This window comes from Waterburya agarophytonicola KI4 (assembly GCF_020640915.1).
GTDB lineage: Bacteria > Cyanobacteriota > Cyanobacteriia > Cyanobacteriales > Xenococcaceae > Waterburya > Waterburya agarophytonicola.
The window spans coordinates 22,130-41,354 of record NZ_JADWDC010000004.1 but is presented as its reverse complement, the minus strand read 5'-3'; the positions used below and the strand labels follow the sequence as shown (position 1 = coordinate 41,354).

Annotated in this window: 15 protein-coding genes; 4 read left to right on the top strand and 11 right to left on the bottom strand. The window is 35.0% G+C overall.

Annotation, left to right across the window (positions count from 1 at the left end):
* The first annotated feature begins 103 nt into the window (after positions 1-103).
* A complete protein-coding gene (locus I4641_RS02495; RefSeq protein ID WP_229638848.1) occupies positions 104-1,558 on the top strand; it encodes a response regulator in 1,455 nt (484 codons plus the stop codon).
* Here I4641_RS02495 and I4641_RS02490 read toward each other — a convergent pair.
* The 9 genes from I4641_RS02490 to I4641_RS02450 form a co-directional block, all read right to left on the bottom strand.
* Positions 1,555-2,568 carry a hypothetical protein gene (locus I4641_RS02490; protein ID WP_229638847.1) on the bottom strand — a complete coding sequence of 338 codons (1,014 nt, stop codon included), beginning with the start codon at positions 2,566-2,568 and terminating at the stop codon, positions 1,555-1,557. The genes I4641_RS02495 and I4641_RS02490 overlap by 4 nt on opposite strands.
* 9 nt (positions 2,569-2,577) lie before the next feature.
* Positions 2,578-3,285, bottom strand: coding sequence for a hypothetical protein (locus I4641_RS02485; protein WP_229638846.1), 708 nt, complete (start codon positions 3,283-3,285; stop codon positions 2,578-2,580).
* Positions 3,285-4,850, bottom strand: coding sequence for a hypothetical protein (locus I4641_RS02480; RefSeq protein ID WP_229638845.1), 1,566 nt, complete (start codon positions 4,848-4,850; stop codon positions 3,285-3,287). The genes I4641_RS02485 and I4641_RS02480 overlap by 1 nt, the downstream gene beginning before the upstream one ends.
* A gap of 10 nt (positions 4,851-4,860) precedes the next feature.
* On the bottom strand, positions 4,861-5,625 hold the full coding sequence (locus tag I4641_RS02475) for a hypothetical protein (protein WP_229638844.1): 765 nt from the start codon (positions 5,623-5,625) through the stop codon (positions 4,861-4,863).
* A gap of 28 nt (positions 5,626-5,653) precedes the next feature.
* Positions 5,654-6,748, bottom strand: a complete 1,095-nt coding sequence (locus I4641_RS02470; RefSeq protein WP_229638843.1) for a hypothetical protein — start codon at positions 6,746-6,748, stop codon at positions 5,654-5,656.
* Positions 6,749-6,759: 11 nt separating this feature from the next.
* The gene (locus I4641_RS02465; protein WP_229638842.1) at positions 6,760-7,674 is read right to left on the bottom strand and encodes a hypothetical protein; all 915 of its coding nucleotides are present in this window, start codon (positions 7,672-7,674) and stop codon (positions 6,760-6,762) included.
* A gap of 10 nt (positions 7,675-7,684) precedes the next feature.
* On the bottom strand, positions 7,685-10,813 hold the full coding sequence (locus tag I4641_RS02460; RefSeq protein WP_229638841.1) for a putative type IV secretion/conjugal transfer ATPase: 3,129 nt from the start codon (positions 10,811-10,813) through the stop codon (positions 7,685-7,687).
* Between the two features lie 6 nt (positions 10,814-10,819).
* Complete coding sequence (locus I4641_RS02455) at positions 10,820-11,122, bottom strand: hypothetical protein (protein WP_229638840.1); 303 nt, start codon at positions 11,120-11,122, stop codon at positions 10,820-10,822.
* A gap of 478 nt (positions 11,123-11,600) precedes the next feature.
* Complete coding sequence (locus tag I4641_RS02450) at positions 11,601-12,188, bottom strand: hypothetical protein (protein ID WP_229638839.1); 588 nt, start codon at positions 12,186-12,188, stop codon at positions 11,601-11,603.
* 489 nt (positions 12,189-12,677) lie between these two features.
* Here I4641_RS02450 and I4641_RS02445 point away from each other — a divergent pair, with 489 nt between their 5' ends.
* Genes I4641_RS02445 through I4641_RS02435 form a run of 3 tightly spaced genes read left to right on the top strand, consistent with a single transcriptional unit; the run spans position 12,678 to position 14,809 of the window.
* The gene (locus tag I4641_RS02445) at positions 12,678-13,082 is read left to right on the top strand and encodes a hypothetical protein (protein WP_229638838.1); all 405 of its coding nucleotides are present in this window, start codon (positions 12,678-12,680) and stop codon (positions 13,080-13,082) included.
* 44 nt (positions 13,083-13,126) lie between these two features.
* Positions 13,127-14,641 carry an ATP-binding protein gene (locus tag I4641_RS02440; protein ID WP_229638837.1) on the top strand — a complete coding sequence of 505 codons (1,515 nt, stop codon included), beginning with the start codon at positions 13,127-13,129 and terminating at the stop codon, positions 14,639-14,641.
* Between the two features lie 9 nt (positions 14,642-14,650).
* Positions 14,651-14,809 carry a hypothetical protein gene (locus I4641_RS02435; RefSeq protein ID WP_229638836.1) on the top strand — a complete coding sequence of 53 codons (159 nt, stop codon included), beginning with the start codon at positions 14,651-14,653 and terminating at the stop codon, positions 14,807-14,809.
* 140 nt (positions 14,810-14,949) lie between these two features.
* Here the strand turns inward: I4641_RS02435 and I4641_RS02430 are convergent, their stop codons facing one another.
* Both I4641_RS02430 and mobF read right to left on the bottom strand, forming a co-directional pair.
* Positions 14,950-16,629, bottom strand: a complete 1,680-nt coding sequence (locus I4641_RS02430; RefSeq protein ID WP_229638835.1) for a type IV secretion system DNA-binding domain-containing protein — start codon at positions 16,627-16,629, stop codon at positions 14,950-14,952.
* 4 nt (positions 16,630-16,633) lie between these two features.
* A complete protein-coding gene (mobF, locus tag I4641_RS02425) occupies positions 16,634-19,099 on the bottom strand; it encodes a MobF family relaxase (protein ID WP_263858098.1) in 2,466 nt (821 codons plus the stop codon).
* Positions 19,100-19,225: the final 126 nt, after the last annotated feature.

Below are 19,225 nucleotides of genomic sequence, written 5' to 3'. Positions count from 1 at the left end.
TTGAGTATTTAAAAAAATCATAAACAGTTCAAGGGTAATGAGATAATTGAACTATCATTAAAAAATAGATATGAAATAAAGTAATTAGCATTTGATCTACAAAATGAAATTATTAATTGTTGACGATCAAATATCAAACCAATTTCTATTAGTTGAGCAGATACAGGCTCACTTAAAATTTAAAGATAGTGATATTAGAATTGCAAGTAATGGCTTAGAGGCAATTGCTGTAGCCGAACAAAACGATCTAGATTTAATTCTAATGGATCTTCAAATGCCAGTTATGAATGGTCTGAATGCTACTAAGAAAATTATTAGCAAATATCCTTACATTAAAGTAATAATTATTACTAGCTCAGATGATATTATTTTAGTTCAAAAATCTATTATGGCTGGAGCAAGAGGATATTTATTTAAAGATAATATCCTTACAAATTTAATATCAGTAATTCAAAATGTAAGTAATGGATACACTGTTTTCCCAAAGTATGATACAAACAGCAGTAATTTATTATCTAGTTGCGATAGCATTATACAATTAAACGAATCAGAAAAAATATTAAAAATAAATAAAATTATTGCTTTAGAAATAATAACGATCTGGAAAAATGGCATAAAAGATAATAATTTCGTGGGAGATACTTTTTTGAATTTCTTTGATATAAATTTTAGTAATAAAAAAGATTTAATTAATTTTCTTATTAGAGGTGATTCTTCCAAGTGTAATCTTCTGCAAGAATTAGAATTGAGATTTCATGATTTAATATCAAAATGTATTGATGAAAAAAAGATTGATAAAGATAATCTAGAAAGCGAACTCGATATAGTAATCGAGCGAGTAAACTGCTGGTTTTATACAGAACAGACAAATAATTTTTCTTGCTTTAGAACAAAAATAGAGACTAATGCTCAGATTTTAAGAATAAATTATGCCAAACAACTAAAGAAATATATTGATTCATTTTTATTCAAAACAGCTTCTTTACCCTGTTTAGAACATCTAGAATCAATGGAAACATTATTAAAGAATATTATCGAAGAATATCAAAGTGAATTAGATAAATTTACTGAACAAGAAAAATCAGCATTTCAAGCATATAATGTATTGATTGATATCTTTTTCGAGTCTGCCAGTCAAGAGTCTAACCAGTCAGAAATTAATTCTTTAACTCGTACTATCTTGCATATCTATCGAGCCAAAATGCAAATTGAAGCTTTTACTTTTGCCATACAAGATATTCAAGGAATTATTCGGACTCTTCAGTTTTATATTGATGATTTAATACTAGCTAACAATTTATTAGAAACTATTCATAGTCAACTAGATATTTCAGGGGTTGATGAAAGCATTTCTCTGCTTGTTAAACATAAATTTGATACTTTTCAAGATTCCACAAAATTGCTGCAAGAAATAGAAGCAGAAGTGGGATATTCAATGAATCAATGGGGTGTTCAATGTCATGTTAATCCTAGTCTTATTTTAGACAAACTTATTACCAAAATATCTATTAGCAGCGGTAATATTTTAGAAAGTATCGAGCAAGAATTATATGTTTAGTCAAGAGTCCCAAGGATTCTTAGTCTAGAGCTAAATGCTAAACCTAATCTACCGACGTTACTCAGTTCTTCCTTATCTCTGGCTGAAAATTTTCTCTTTTCATTCATAGCTTGTTTAATTATTTTAGATATTCTTTGTGCTTTTTGCTCCGTTATTGTTTCGCGCTTCTGCATCACTGACAAACCAAACTTAATGTCTTCAAGATTGGCTTTACCAAGATCGGTGTCAATAACAAATTTTTCGCTCTGTTCTTCAATTAAAGATTGTCTTGCTGCTTTTAAAGCATTAGCTTTTTTTCGATTAGCCTTCTGTATTCTAAATTTGGCTTTTTGGGCTAATCCAGTTCTGCCAAACTCAGAGAGAACTGACAGAGGAATATCTAATTCTTCGGCTAAAGCTAGTAAGTTTTTTTGACTATTGAGAGTTAAGGCGATCGCTTCAGAAGTATACAGTGCAATAGGGTCATTTGGAGATATCTCTGCTTTCCTTAATTTGTATTTTAAGCCTATACGAACGTCGGCTGGGGTAGCTGCTCCTAATTCTGTATTGATGACGTTTATTGGCTTTTTCGGGGCTTCTTTTTTTTCTGGGGTTATATTTATTTTAGTATCATGCTTTTGGGAGTTATCAACAATAAACTCATATTGTTCTTGTCTTCCCCGATCGTCGATAGCTACAACAAACAAATTAGGCTGATTACTAGTTATTTCACCAGGAAAATCAAGGGGTTTGATATTCCGTAAGAAAATAGATTTAGCCTGACCAGAATCAGTCGGAGCATTTAAAGAGTAAATTATCTTAGAGCGATCGCTTAAGATTAAGTACGACACTCGGTCATCATTTTCAAAATTGATGGCGGTAGTTTGCCCAGGAATAATATTGATGGGGATTATCTCTTTTTGGGCAATATTTTCAGGAATATTGGTATCTGCTTGTGCAGTAGGGACAACTAGAAAAGCTCCTGCAACACCAGCACAAATACCAATGCCTTTAATACACGATTTATTCATCTTCAATACTTAATCCTCGATACTAAAAAAGCTATTTACGTATATAGAAACTGTGGTTTCTTCTTCAACAGAATAAACTGCATCTCTGTTCGCTCTTCTTGACCTTTTGGAATTGTCTCTTAATGTTCTAGATACAACTGAGCCAAGTCCTCCAGGAAGGGACAAATTTCCTGCACCTGTTTGTACTGCCTCATTTAGAATTCCACTAATTAGAGAATTCCCGCCATTGGACTCCTCCGTTTTAAATGCTAGAGGCTGATTGTCTTCATTCCTGATGAGTAGACTACCTTGGGGAATTCCCTGCTGGGTAAACTTTCCTTGGCTATCTTTATATAAAATAGCGATCGCGTTTAAAGTTACGAATCCTGCATCATCCCAGTCAGATACTTCAACTATTAAGGAGGAATCTTCAGGCAATGCAATATTTCCGTCAGAGTATAAAAGTGGTTTATTTAAGATTATTGTTGCTCTAGTTGTTGAAGGACGAGAATTATCTGTCCAAATAATAGGAGTTGTTATAGTTCCTGATATGGTTGTAGCTATGGGAATTTGCTTTTGTCGGAGTTTTCTTAATTGAGCGTTGCTTTGTATGCCTGGGAGTCTTGTTATTTGTGCTAAAGCATTCTTTAGATCGTTTAATCCATTAAAAGGAGTGGCTATCAGCATAAGTGCGAGGACACTGGCATAGTATTTTTCTTGATTTGGATTATTTCTCATTAATCTACATTTATTGAATTGTTTACATAGACTGAAATAGGAGTTTGAGCTTCAATAAAATAGAATTGACCCTTGTTTGCTCTCGTAGAGCCAGATCCATTAATCGTTCTTGATAACGCTGAACCTACCTGTCTTGGAATTGGCAAACTTCTTGCACCACTTTTCACTGCGCTGCCTAGTAATTGATTTATACCCGAATTGCCCTTACCTGAATTTTTAGTCTCGAATTTCAAAGGTTGATTGTTTTCACCACGGATTAATAAACTGTCTTCGGGTATTTCTTGTTGGATGAATTCTCCCTTAGAATTCCTCGTTACTATTGCGATCGCTCTTAAATCAACAAATCCCGCTTGATTAAAGTCTGAAACCTCAACAATTATGGAAGAACCTTGTTGAAGGGCAATATCTTCATTTTCGTATTTCAAGGGTTCGGTCAAAGTTACAGATGCTCTAGTATCTTCAGGGTTAGAGCTATCTGTCCAAGCAACAGAATTAGTTAATATTCCTCTAATGCTCGTGGCGATCGTAATTTGTCTATAATTTGAATCGTAGTTTTTTGTTTCCTTGAGCTTGGAGGGGGAAACGCCCAACCCACTTAATATTATCTTTTGAGCATCAGGAGAAAACCTAGATTTTGGTGCAGCAGTGCTTTGGTCATTGAAATTATTGGGGTCAACTGAAGCCAAAGCTACATTGGACTGAGATGAGGGGGAGGAATCTGTAATGCCTAGATTGTTTTTATTAAGAGAGACGCTATTAACTCTATTTCCATCTCTAGAAGCTTCTGGGTTTCTTGGTTGTATTTCCTCGTCACTTGTGTTGTTGAGAGAGGTTATGGAACTGAATGCTTGAGATTCATTGGGAATTTTGCGAGATATTCTGGTTGAGTTAGTAATATTTGGATTTAGAGCAGAACTTCCCAGTGTCCCTAATTGCGATAATAACTCCCACTGTTTGTACGGGTCTATAGGTTCTGGTTCTGGCTCAGGTTCTGGTTCAGAACGAGGCGCAGGGGTGGGTGCGGTTGTAGTTTCTGGTTTGGGTTCTGGCTTGGGTTCTGGTTCTAGTTTAATTGTTTTTTTACTTTGTTCTACTAATGCCAGTTCAGCTTTTAACTTATCTATTTGTTGTTTATCAGGATCGACTTTAGACTTTTCTTCAGTAGTATTCTGATTTTGGCTAAGGTTCATGATTTTTAGCCAGCCACCCCTTAAGAAAATTAAACCGATGACAACAGTACTGGTTAGGAGAATACCAACAATAATTTTAATGTAAGGACCTCTAAGACCTACTTTCGCAGATTCCTCATCAGATAAGGAATTATTATTCTCTTCTTCCTTCGATTTGTGCTGCGACCCGATTTCGTTGCCTTGAGAATCGCGAATACTATTATTAAAATCAGCACTATATCCACTTGCTTGCCTCGCTAAGTTTGCAAAATCTTCTGGACTAAGTTCTTCTATATTGTCAGCATCTGTATCATCTATCGTGAGAGTTTCTGAAGATTCTATTCCTTCTGGATCTTCAAAATGCAAATAATTATTGTCTGAGGAGTTACTGCTCATAGCTAATATTTTATGATTTCGGAACTTCTGGAGAGACTTTATATATAATTAAGCCATTTTTAAGAAGCTGATTTAGCTGTTTTCTAAAAGCACTTGGTTCTTTATTTCCTAGAACTAATCTATAAGGTTTTGTTGCCTGTAGATAAACTATTTGGTTTATTTGGGTTTCTTGTATCTCTGCGGTATCGCTCTTTTCAGTACGAGTCATTATTACTCTAACTCGATAGAGATTATCATCTATTCTTTCTGTATTTCCAATATGATAAATTTTTAAATCGCTAGATATTTTACCATGATAAAAACTAGAGGGAATTTGTTTGGAAATTTCTTCTAAAAACTGTTTTCTAAAGCCAACTTCTAGTAAATAAGAAGCAGTGTAAGTTTTGGTTGGTACTTTAAAATATTTATTGTTAGTTTCACTTTTAAGCTGTACTCCAGGATCTTTAGCTGCGCTATTAGGAATAGAAGAGTCCCATTCATGAGTAAGGTATAGCCAGTTTGATACAGTTTCTTCAATTACTCGATCGCTGCGAAAGTTTGGGTCTTTCTCTTGTGCTATTTCCACCTCACCCTGGCGAGTGACAAAAATTTTCTCTCTTGTACCTAGATGTAAAGAAAGGTAGACAAAACCTAAATTTGCGATCGCTGAAAATAGAAGACCTATTGCTAATATAAAAAAGATAATAATTACTTTATTACTATCTTTTGCTTCAACTAAACTTTCTTTATGCTCTAACTCTTTTTCTGCTGATTTTTTATCGAATGAAATAGCCATTTTATCTGTAATACTTAATAATACTAATTTATAGGGTGGCAATAATTAAAGTTGCTGCTCTTTCAATGTTGCTTGCTATTTGTTCGTACAGTTTTACTCCTCCTCCTAGAGAAATTCCTACAGCGACTATTGGAGCAAAAAGCGCGACGTAAAATAGAAAAGCAATATCTAAGACGATTGTGCCAACTGCTACGCCAGCTTGATCTAACTGCGAGATGACTATTCCATAAAAGCCAATTAAAAATACATAGCTCAATTGGATAAAATATAAGCCCATAAAACTGGTCAGCCAGAGAGCAAATATGGGTGCATTAGAGGTGTACAAGGAAAAGCCCAGAAAAATTGGCGCACTAATAGCAGTTAATAAAGCTGTTGCTTCGACCAAGTTAATAAAGGCGTGTTGAATAACTAATAGTATTATCTGGATAAAAACAATCATTGGAGTAGCTAGCACAGTTGAAACTGCACTACCAATAAAAGCAGTAGCACCATCTATTATGGTTGTCCCTGCTGATACTACTGCATTCAATATTGCTTCAAGAGCATTGCCATTTAATATATTTCCCGATCCATTGAGTAATTCTTGGGCTTGTTCAATTTTTACGGGATCGTTGACGCAATCATTTAACTGCAAACCAGTTTGGGATAAGCAGTCTGCAAAAATTACTCGCGCCCTATTATTAGCGATCGCGGTGCTTTGAATATCTTGCAAAGCTTGGTTTACACTAATGCCTGCAATTTGTATTTGCAGAGCTAATACAATGAAATACTGAAAAATTTCTCTGATCCCCAGTACTAAATTAGATAGCATTAGACCATTTCCTGCAAATAGAAAAGCTACAGTTAGGGGTAGGGGCATTTGATCTAAAACTGGTTTAGAAGTAGTGATGTTACTTAGTCTGCTCAAAACTACGTATGTATAGAAAAGTAATGAAAAGCCAAAAATGAATTTCGCGATGGCGATCGCAGCAACCCACAAAGGCTGAGTAGGGTTAACTACTAAATCCCATATACGATCCCAAGCAGCACCCGTTTCCTGATAAAAATTTAGGGATCTTTCTAAAATGTTCAGACTTAATTCATTTCCAGTCGCTACCTGAGCAAGTAGGCTCAAATCACTCATATTGGCTATTCTCAATTGGATGTTAATAGATGTTGGGCAGGAATTGACAACAACCCTTGATGATATGTGCCAGCTTTCAAAATACTGATTGCTTCGCGATCTCTAGTTGTGGTTAATTTATCCAAAGCCACAACGCTTTCACCCTGGATAGCTAGCATTAAGGAACGAGAAATCTTGTCTTCTTGCTGTCCAAAGTAGCTCATATTATCAAGCTGCTGCTGCAAAGCAATTTGATTAGAAATATTACGTAAGATATTTTGAGAAACATCTTGTCCGTTACTGTCTTGGGCGTATTGGTTGCTAATTTCAGCAGTTTCTTGACTAAGTTCTATTTGTTCGGCAGTGTTTTGCTGTCCTTCTTCTGAAAGAGTGGAGTTTTGAGCATATTCATTTCCCAAATCTTTTAGATATTGCTTGCGTAAGGAATCATCATTGATGACTGTACTTCCCGTTTGTGTACCAAATACATCACTAGCAATGTCAATTTGGTTATCTTGTTCAAATAGTTCGATTGCCTGTTCTATATCGGGTAAGCCTAATTCACCAAGGTTCACTTCTATTCCTAGTTCAGATAAGAAGGTATTGACCTGTCCAACGATGTTAGCAATGTCCCTAAATAAATCGGCAATTGGTTCTGGAAGAAGGTCGCCAAGACCACTAAAATTACCAATGCCCGAAATTCCATCAACAGGAAAGTTAAAAGTGCCACCAGAGAAACCACCAGTAGAGATTCCGCCAGAATTACTAGAACCATTTAAGTCACCAAGACCACCCAAGCCACCAGAACCAGAACCATCAACAGGAAAGTTAAAAGTACCACCAGAGAAACCACCAGTAGAAATTTGAGCTTTTGCTACTTCAATAAAAGAAACCTGTAAAGCAAAAGTGGTTAAAAGTATGCTGAGAGAAGATTTTAATTTATCCATTTTTCAAAATTTAATAGATGCTGGCATATTCAGCCAAACCAAGACATTTTCCCTTTTGACTATTGGGATATTTATTCATAATTGTTTGTCGTTCTCTCTTTTCATCAGGAGAGTTAGCTAATCCAGCTAGTTCGTAGATTGAAGGATAGAAAGCGGTAATCCAATGCTTATCAAGATATTTAATTAACCAATACGAACAGCCCATGTTTTTGTCAATGCCAAAAGTATCGCCTGCATTTTGACGTAAGTCCCTTGCAGGAATATGTAAGACTTTGGAGTAGTGTTCGATTCCATCGCTAGAAATTTTACCGATAAAATGAAAATCAGTATTTCGGATAATCTGCGAAGAATTTTCACATTGAGTAATAGCCTCAATGTTTTGTCCGATTAGCAATACGCTTGTTCCTTCCTTTCTACCTAGAGAAAATTGCATCCCAACTAATTCGGTAAACCCTGGTTTTCTAAAAAGCGCAGGACACTCATCAATTATTACCAAATTTTTTTCGTATTCTAGAGAAGCATTTAAGCAAGCACCATGAGCTACAAGGCTTAACACATAAGCATTATTATCATCACTAAGTCCTGATAGTCCAAAAAATTGTAATCTGGCATGGGGTGAAACTGTACTGGGTTTGGAAATACAGTCACCAATATTGGGATCTACTAACTTTGCACTGATATTAGTAACAATTATATCCAAAGCTTCTCCCTGCTGCGAGCCAAAATCTGATAGATCTAATTTGTCTTTGGAACAGAAAAATAAGAAGTCTTCTAGTATTGGAATGTTCTGCCATTCAGGGGATTTCCAGCCATTTTCCAGGGCTGCATTGTATCGTCTAACAATTTCTATATCAGAAAAGAATACTTCTAGAGCCAGAGTAACAATTGCCGAAATTATGTCGGTGTTGATGTCATCGTTAGGATTTGAACCTACAGCGAAAGCGGTAATTATTTTCTTTCTTGATTCAAGCCAAATCTTGAATCTTCTTGATTGAACATCAGGATTATGTTTTCTCAAGTCAGGGGGTTGAAGAATATTGAAACTTTCATCGATTAAATTGATGTAAGCTCCTTGTTCTCCTAATAGCTCCATGATGGGCTTTAATGTTCCTTCTCCTTCATTGCTCATATCAAAACCCACACAAGCTCGATCTTCACGAGCTAGAGCCTGCTTAATGTGGGAAAATGCCATGACGGTTTTACCCGAACCAGTTCCTCCAGTAATAATTCCACGAAGACATTCTTCGACAATATTGATATAAATAGGATATCCACCCTCAGTATTGATAAATTCAACTCCTGAAAAATGAATATCTCTTGGACGGATTAGAGGCAGTAAGCTACGGATACTCTCTGTATCCATAGTTATCCTGGGTTCGCTAAATACTTGAGAAGAGGTAAGAATTTTGTGGTTGTTAATAGGTAGACTTTCCATCCACCTTTTCCAGCATACTTTATCTTCACGAACTAACTTTGCTGGAGCAAATAGTTCGATTAGTCTTTGGCAGGCAATGTCTAGCTCAATGTCACTCTGTCGATAAACATGAATAGTAAAAGAAACAAGTAATGGCTGCGCTCCTGCTTTTAAACGCCTTTGGGCTTCAATTGCCTCATCGCTTAGTTGGTCAGCATCGACATCTATTATGTTTCCTTTATCTGCTGCATACTTGTTGGCATAGCTACTTTGTCGAACTAATCTTTTTAGATTAGTTCGACTGTCTTCGACATTTCCAGGTGTAATTTCTAAAAAAACGTCTGTGTCACGAACCGAAGGATGTTTAATTCGATCCCATACCCAATAAGGCTGCTGACTAAATTGAACTTTTTCAGGAGGATATACTAATTTTAAAACTGCAACCAAATCGTTTCTAATTCTAATGCGATCGCGACGAGAATCATGATTTGGACAGTTAGATACTCCTTCATCTCCTTCGATTAGCTTGGATAGCAAATCTTTGGGACTGTAAGGATTGTTAATGACTACTCTATGTTTTAATTTTCCAGAGATATCACTAACATTAATTTTTTGAGGAATATCAGGTTCTAAATCTCTAGTAATATGATTATTGAACCTGTTTGCCAATAGCTCATAAGCTTGCAGATGATTTAGACTTGATAAAAGTAGCTTTCCTTTACTTTCTAAGCGTATTTTCCAAGGCAGGAAGGAGTTACTGTAGATATCTCTACCAAGAGTGATATAAATTCTTCTCCAGTAATTGTTTTCCGTACCCACCATTTTACGGAAATACTTGGCAAAGAAATTTTTACTTAAGTTGATAAAGACTGAGATCGTATCTGAATTTTGACGGATGTCTTGGTTCTTCTGACTCCAGTTAACTATGGCATAGTGATGCCATTCCTGTCGCAGACCTTTTTGGGTAATTTCCTCGATTTTTAGTTTTTCAGATTCAAGCATAATTCCCATAATGGGAAATTTCTCATTAATCAAATCCGTCAACTGACGCTTTCTTTTATCACAATGAGAACGACAACCGAACACAAAGCAAATAGATTCTCCTTGAGGAATATCCTTTAGGGCATTAGTAATTGCTTGTGATTGATTAATAATTTCTGAATCTTCTAACTGAGGATGTAACCCTACCAAGTTAAAAGGTACTGAAGCAGACCATTCTAAATCTTTATTACAGCGCAAAATACTCACAAAGTCTTGCCCTGCAATACTTACTCTCATATTGCCATGTAGTTCCGATTCATTTTGAAATGGAATGTACTTATGAGATTTTCCAGTCGAGTCTTGTTCTTCTGGTAGTTTGATTTTTTTGGTTACTAGCTTAGGAAACATTTTGTCTGTGGCAGGGATGAAGGTTTGCGGTACATCAATCCAGTTGTCTTCGGGCAGTGGATAGAACTCATCAGTAAAATTGTGGCTCTTTCGTCCAGCTATTAAAGCCCAAGCAGTACAAAACCAGATAATAATTACCAGAAGCCAAAAATACCCCAGCCCCAGAAAAAACTGTAAAGGTTTAAAAATTACCACGTAGCTAATGGTGGTAATAATAAGCCAAGGTAATAAATATTCCCTGGGGATAATAGCTATTTTAGATTTTTCACCTAAAGCCTGAATGGTACTTATTGACTGTTCTAGTATTTCGCGATCGAAGTCTTTATCTTTTCTCATTAACAATTATCCGAAAACGACAACTCCCATAAGCTCTAGAAATAGTCCAATCGCTATAATTGTTCCTACAACTAAAACGGGAGCTTGCCATTGAGCTTGAATAACTCCAAATGCTATTGCTGCAATGACAGCACCAGCAACGACGACATAGACAGCAATCCGAATTAAATCGATCACAGCATCTAATATTGTGGCTGCAATGCTTCCTCCTGCTGCTGTTCCTACATCACCTAATGCCCCATCGATTCCATCTAAAATTTGAGCGTGAACAGTTGCCTCATAATTAAAGACAAATGCTATGGTAGACAAAATGATTAGGAAATGCAGTGCTTTGGGCTTTATTTTTTTTCCAAGGGAAAAATACGTAAATAGTAAAGCAACAGCTCCAATAGGTAAAATAATTAGCCCAAACTGGATATTATTCTGTAGGAATTGAAGGTTGTTATTACAGTAGTAAACTAAAGCCGTGGCAATAATTACTAACGACTGGATTGTAGAAATTTGAAGGTTTTTGTAGGTTAAGTATTTCGAGTTACAGATTATCTCGATTCCCCCTGATGAGACTCCGCCATAGGATGACGCAGCCTGCCTTCGTGACAGTTGGTTAAGACCGAGTGGATGATTTGAATTTGCCATCAGTTGATCTTTTTATGTGATTAGAAAGGTGTAATTAGGTAAGGAATCTAGTGATAAGATTCAGCTATCAACATCTCTCTGCAAAAAAACTGCTGACAAAAAAAGAAATTAACTTTGCTGCTTTAATTTATGTATGTTAGTAGGAAACATATTAAGAGTTAAAGCAGCATAATTGATTTATATGTTCAAGAGATAGATTATTAGTAATAACCTGGACTTGAGCATTTTTATAAAAAGACGACTTGAAAACTATATCGTTCTCAAGATTAGTTCCTACAAAAATTATTTTGTTTGTTGTTGATTCATGAGAAATAAGAAACTCATAAGGAACTTGAGCATGATTTAGGCTAATAGCCCGATCGATTGGATAGTTTTTAAGTTGAAAAATTTCTTTCAGCTTGTGAGTTAACTTACGACTATAGAACTCAAGGAAAATTTGTTCTTTAGTTTGAGGTAAGTTCTCAATAACTGAAATTTGCTCACGATTAAGCTGATTCTCAACAATTGTCCAATCACGAGCCTTTTTTGCACAATATAAGGTTAGTCCATCTTTGGTAATCTCAATTTTTTTTTGTCCGACTTTTTCTGAAAGAGATATTAAACCTAATGTTCGAGACAAAATTTTTCGGGGATTTGAAACTTGAATATTATCAAGAATTTGCACTTGAGTAATATAGGTGTCTAGTCTTTTGAAAATTTCGTCTGGGCAGAAAGTAGTATTTGGGATTGTACTTTCCATTCTTAGATTTACAAGGTAATAAAGCTAGTACATATTCGATTCACATACATAACTTTTAAAACATCCTGAATTGATATACAAGGCGTAAAATTTTTTGTGAATGCTAGCACTTTTTATATTTTCTTTATTATTCACAGAAAATTTATAATCGTTTAAAAAGAACGCATATTGATAGTTTAAGCAAAAGTATTATAGTTATAGTTTGTGTGTTTTTGTTAAGGAAAACTTGTTACACGCTAGAAAAATTATGAAAATGCTAGCATTTTAAGCTTTTATTGTTGTAATATTTGTTTACAATAAATGCGCTATTATTAGGTAATTTAATTTAGAATCAATATGCACAGTCAGCAGAATTGTCAATCCTATCTATCAAGGTTGACAATTTAGAAAGTGCTTGCGAGCTAAAAATAGCTAATAAGAGAATATTTTTACTAGTTCGTAAATATTAAAGTCTTTCCTTCAAATATTTCTAGCTTCACTTCTGAAATAATGCCAAAAAAGAAAATTGAACCTAATGTTCAAAATCAAATAGATCCTGGTGTTTTATATATTAGATATGACAAAAATACCTTTTGCGGGCAAGTTATTGAAAAACTGAAACAAGACCCCAACTATAAATTGAATAAGCGAATACTCGATCTGATTTTTTTAGCCGAAATTGTAGAAGTATTCAACTTAAATGATGTAGATTCGTCTATTCTCAGTCATGTTTATTACAGATCTTTGAAACTTTTTTCAGATAAGTTGAACCAAGCCAAATTTAAAATCAACAGTCTCTCAGAACAAATTGCTCGTGAGAAGGATGTAAAAGCTAATTCATCTCTAATATTGATAGGCGGTCAATTGAGTGATATGGCTTGTCAGTCCACAGAAAGTTTGACTCACAAAGAATAAGCTTTAGTTTTTTTAAACTAGGATTGAAAATTACATCCTCAAGTATGGATATTATTAACTGGAAAAAAATTTTTAGTTCTAAAATTGCTGCGATTGAATTTTCAATATGCGATCGCAATTTTGTTCTGAAAGAAATAGCCGAGCATTATCCTGACGATCGAGTTTATTTCTGGAATCAGGGTTATAAGTACTTACAATGGTTTACCGAGAATAGGCTTGAAGTTTTACCAGACTACGTTATCAGCAGCGAAGCAGAAGCTCTAGAACTTACTTCTTCATTGGATGGGGTGTTAGTTGTTGAGGGACTTGGGCAAATAGAGTCGAACAAGTCATTAACTTATAAACTGGAGAATTTGTATTTCGACTCACTATCTAGAACTAAGTTAATTTTAGCTGATTGCTTGATATCAATTCCCGATAGTTTGTATTCAATAATTCCCAAGGTAAAAGTAAAATTACCCAATGTTTCTGAAATTCAGAATTTTTTATCTACTGAAAAGCATTCTAATAGAGACTGTACGCAGTATATTGGCTTATCTTATGGAGAAATCAAACTACTGAATCAAAGACAGATGTCGGAAAATGACATCTTAGCTTATAAGACAGCGAAATTAGCTGCCAAGGGATTGCGAATTACTCCTGCTCCTGATGTGGAATCGATTGGTGGCTTAGATCTATTGATGCGAGATCTAAACAAAATTAGAAAGCTGTTTCATCCAACTGCTTATGAAAGAGGACTACGACCACCCAAAGGATGTTTATTGTGGGGACTACCAGGAACAGGTAAGTCATTAACAGCCAAAATGTTAAGTAGAATTCTCAAAGTACCTTTAATTTCATGCAATTGGAATGAATTAATATCTTCAAGTCTTTCTAAATCACTACAAAATATCGACTTAGTTTTCCAACTTGTCGATAGTATAGGAGCTTGTGTAATTTTCTTTGATGAATTTGAAAAAGCCTTCTTTGGTTGGAATAGCGGAAGTGCAGGGGGAGTAATGGCTAAACAAGCAGGATATTTACTCTCTTGGATGCAAGACCACACCAGCCCTTCGATTATGGTAGCTACGATCAATAGGCTTGATATGTTACCACCAGAGTTAATCAGGCGTTTTGAATATGTCTGGTTTTTCGATATTAATCTCCATAATGGGGCTATGTACGAAGTTTTAAAAGTGCATCTAAATCTCCATTTTCCTGGATTTTACGAGCAATTTAAAGATGAAGATTGGTATAGGATATTTTCACAATATCGATCTTGCTCTCCAGATGAGCTTGGGAAAGCAGTGCGAAGGGTTCATGATGAAATCTTCTATCAAAATCTTCATATAGATTTGACGGTAGAAATTCTTATTGAATATCTGATTAAGGAAAGACAAAACTTCAAGCCTGCTGTAAGCGATCGCAAAATTAGTGATGCCCTGGCTAAAATTAGGAGAACTGCGGATTTTGCTAGACCAGTTCAGGGTAAAGATCGCTCCCGTTTTGCTTCTCCTCCAATTAGACTGTATCAAGAGAAAAAAAGTTCGCTTCCAGAAGGTTATACACCAGCTATTTAAGTAATAAAAATGAAACATATAAGAAGATTTATTAGAAATATTTCTCCTAAAACTCTCATTTTGGTATTTTACTGCATTAGTGCTTGGTTTATTTATGGCTCAATTGGGCAATTAATAGCAGTATGGTCAGAATTGTTTTCTGGCGAACAGGTAACTAATCTTTGGTAACTTTATCTTAAGCAAAGTTGTGTATAGCAATACATAGTTTTAAATACTACATATTGCTATTTCTTAATCTGCCATTATGACAGATTAAAATTTTAGGGGTTATTTACCATGACATCCAAAAAATCAATAGGATTAAAAAGTCAAGCTGCTTCGTAATCGTCTAGCTTGGTAAATTTAATTTTGGAATCTTTGGATGTAGATTCATTGATATCAATAAAATCTGGATACTTATCTGGGAAATTTTGATATGTAACCTGGACTTTGGAAGTTAAGCCTCCTACTTTAAGGTATCCTTCTAAGTCATGTCGGTTTTGAATTTCACTCGAAAGAACTGCAAAGCTCTCGTTGTAGTCTTGGACTGTAGATTTAGTTTTAGACGCAGGAGATTTAAAAGTAGCAGCAGTTTTACTCTCGTTGGTCTTATATCTAAGTATTTCGCGTTTACCGATTAATTTAGCCATTGTATCGGCGGTTTCTGGATCGCTACAGCGAAGCATGAGCTTAATTAATGTTCCTTGTAGCAAAATACTGGTTTCTTCCCTACCGTAGATTTTAGTAATCTGTGCTTGAGTTTGTGTCCCTAAAAATGGACACCCTTTGAATTTACGGCTCTCACTCAGTAATCTTCCCAGGCTATCTAATCTGTTTAATGCTCCCAGTTCGTCAATAATTATTGCTGTTTTAAGTTTTCTATGCTGATTTGACAACAAGCCTTTCAACATAAGCTCGAATAGCATACTATGTAATGGTTGTAGAACTGGAGCATCATTTTCTTTCAAGGTAACAAAGATCCAGCGGGGATCATCTTGGTAAGCCCAATTAAAGAAACTAATTTTGTAGTCTTTTTGGTTGCCAACATAACGATAAAATTTGCAGTAATTGTTAGCGGTTGAGACGACGGAACTTGCTAGTTTTACGTCAGCAAGATATCTAGAAGCTATTGTGCCTTCTAAGTCACTTTTGACTTCTTCATCTGATTTGGTAAGCATTTGATAAACTTGCTGATTACTTTTGGCTTTACGAAATATTTCACCAACCACAACTCCCGCAGCAGTTTGGAAAAAAGGATTTGGCGCACCAGCTAAAGGTGGAGGGATTAGAGCTTCTGCCATTGTTTCAGGTCTGACTCCCTTTTCATAGGTATGGCACCAATCAACACTACGGGCATCGAAAGGATTATAGATTAAGTCTTTATCGGGATCGTAAAACTGCTTGAGCATTTCACCATTGCGATCAAAGATTATTCCTCTAACATCAGGACGACTTTTTATGACCGATAGTGCTTGCTTGATAGATTGACTTTTACCTGTACCTGGATCGCCAAAAAAGAAAAAGCCTCTATTTTCGAGTTTTTGGGGCAATGGTATGCCAGCAATTTTAATGTATTGCTTTTTGTTTCTTTCATATACCTTTTTTGCCAGAGTTTTTATTTTTAATTTCCCTAGTTTGTTGTTAGACTTTTTAAATTGTTCCTCAATTTCTTCAATACATTTACTCTGCATTATGATTTCAAAGCGATCGCCATCGGTTACTTCTGCTCCTCGAACCACTTGAGGCTTTTTCGATTTTTTAGTAGAAGGTAATGCGATCATAAGGGGAACAAAGCCAACAATTGTTATACCTCCTAGTAAAAGTTTCACCACACCAATTTTTTCAATTAGATAAGGAAAGATAATAATAGGGTGTTCGATCAAAAATGCAACGACTTCTTTGTTTTTGAGTGTCCAATACCCTATGAAGAGTAATAAATCAAAAAGAATAAATAGGGCTATCCAGAGTTTAGAAAAATCCAACTCTACATTAATATTCGTGTTTTTCATTTTCTTATAAAGATAGACCTATATCTTTTTGAATTTGTTTATTTTGATTTTGCTCTACGCTTTGCTGTTTAATATCACTGACTTTTTGATTTAGTTGATGAATTTCTTGATTTGAAAATTCATTTTTAGTCACATTAAAATCTCGATCAAAATTTATTAATTTGTCATCATAATAAATCGATAAATTTTGCAAATTCTTTTCAATTACTATTCCATCTGGAGAATTATAAACTTGTCGATCTGCTGAATTTAAGATGTCAAGCTTTCTATTAAGTGCTATGTATTTTGATGAACTAGCAAGTTCAAATAAAGTGTTATTAATAGCCTGAGACTCATCTATATGCTGTACTTCGGATTTTCCTTTAAGTTTCATACTTGGTTGCAATACTTGAGCTTTTATCGTGGTGTTTTGCTGCAAAAAGTTATCAGATGTATAGACAGTTAGCCCTCTTTTTGTATAGGAAGCTACTTTATATATATCTTGCTTAAATAATTTATTTGATTTAGCTGTTGAGGGGTGATAAATACAGCTATCAATTTTTTTACCTTGATGCTTTTTTAAAGTATCAACATAATTGTATTCTGAAAACAATAAGTCATCAGCCTTCACAATACTTAGTTTTCCTTTAGTTTTTATAGTAATTCTTTGTTTATTTTTAATATTAGTAATAGTAAATGACTGACCAGCAGATACTTGATTGCCATTTATATATTGACTGCGTAAAAAATGCATCTTCTCATTAACTCTTAATTCTCGCTTTTGAGCTTGATAGACTTGACGATGTTTATATCGATGAAGAGGAAGTTTTTTCTCACTATGGAAACGATCTATAAGATGTAAAATTCCATTTTGTAGATCTATTTCAACTACTTTATAGAGATCTTTATTGTTAAATCTCTTAGAAGTACGATCGAATTTTACTGCATTACCTATTTGATAATTTTCAATATTAAGAACGGTTCGTGTATCCAGATTTTTGGAATGCAATATATTTGTCCTAATTGCATTACTCTCAAGCTTATTCTGCTTAATTAATTCTTGTCTTAATCTAGAAGTTATTTTGTATCTATCTTCTTCTGTATCAGTTAAGATGACAGTCTTAGATTGTTGGCGATCGCTTTTACGCAGATACTCTTGAACAGCTTGAGATATTCTACTGTGGGGATCTTTTATCTCTTTAAAATTAAATATCTTAGAATCGGAGTTTAAGTCTTTTCGATCTTGATAGGGACTAGTTTTCTGCTCAAAAGTTAAAGTTGCCAGCTCTAAAATATCTGGTTTGTCTATAGTCTTAGATGCTATCTGCTTCGCCTCTCTAAGCCTTATTTTTTCTTTTCTGTATAGATCTATTGTGGTGAGTTTCCCATCTTCAGTCCCGATTAGACCTGGGTGATGTTTTACATCATGTTGAAGTTTGTCTAGTTGATGTTGACCTTGAGCTTGTACGAGTATTTCCCTCAGTAATTCATGTTCTAAAAATCGGGTTTTACCATCTCTACTATCCAAGGTTTGAATAGAATTATCAATAGATTTTTGGCGCGATCGCTCTAGGTCTTTGGTATCAAATATGCGTAGCGAAGCCATGCCTTTGGGCTTATCGCTATGAGTAGTAGGTTGAGGAACAGTAAGACCCAATGAATCAAACTTATGCTGCCAAGATTTATGTATAGTATCTCGTTCATCAATGCTGATATATCTCTTCGTGTTGCGTGTTGAAATACAAGCTTTTGCTTTTTCTTTGACACTACTTTCGATTCCCACAGCGTCAATGATTTCTGTCCTACGAGAACTAAAGTGGCTTAATTGTTTTGAGTTGAATCCTGCAATATCAAAAGTTCCATCTTGATTCCAATTTATTGAGTGTCCTAATTCTGATAGCTGCCGACCTAATTCATAGCGATAAACCATTCCAATCGTCATCTTTTGACTATAAAGTTGGTGGTTATCCATAGAACGCCATTTACCATCTTTTCCTTGGGTTTGATTAAAAACTACGCAGTGACTATGTAGATTCGGGTCAAAATTTCGACTGTCAGAGTGCTGAAAAACAGCAACAATCATGTTATCCGTTTGTTGTTTTTCACGCCCTCCTTTACCAATTCTAGTAAAAACACAGTTTTGTTCTACATATTCCAAGGCTCGATTGATTGCCTGATGATGAGCGTTGATAATTTCCGCCTTTGGTTCGAGTAAAGCAAGTAAAGATACAGATTTAGGAGCAGAAAAAGTAAGGTCTCTTCCCGATCTAGACTTTTTGTTTGCTTGTTGTTGTCGGAGGGAGTTACCAGCACGGTCCAATCCGCGATATGCCTTTTCATAATCTTTAGGAGTGACATAACCTGTTATTCCAAGATTACTTGCTCCTTTTCCCAACCATCTGCTGTTTAATATTGTTTGTTCTTTTGTATACAGATTTTCCTCTGCATAGTCTTGAAGCTTAGAGTAAGGATTACCTATAGTGCAAACCATATTGTGTAGAGTAATGATTTTTTGCTTAATATAATTCTATTTTGTTTTTACTCAGAATTAAGAAAATAGTTTTAGCCGATTGGTTAACAACTCTTAATAGTTATTCTCTCAAACGGGTTCATTCTT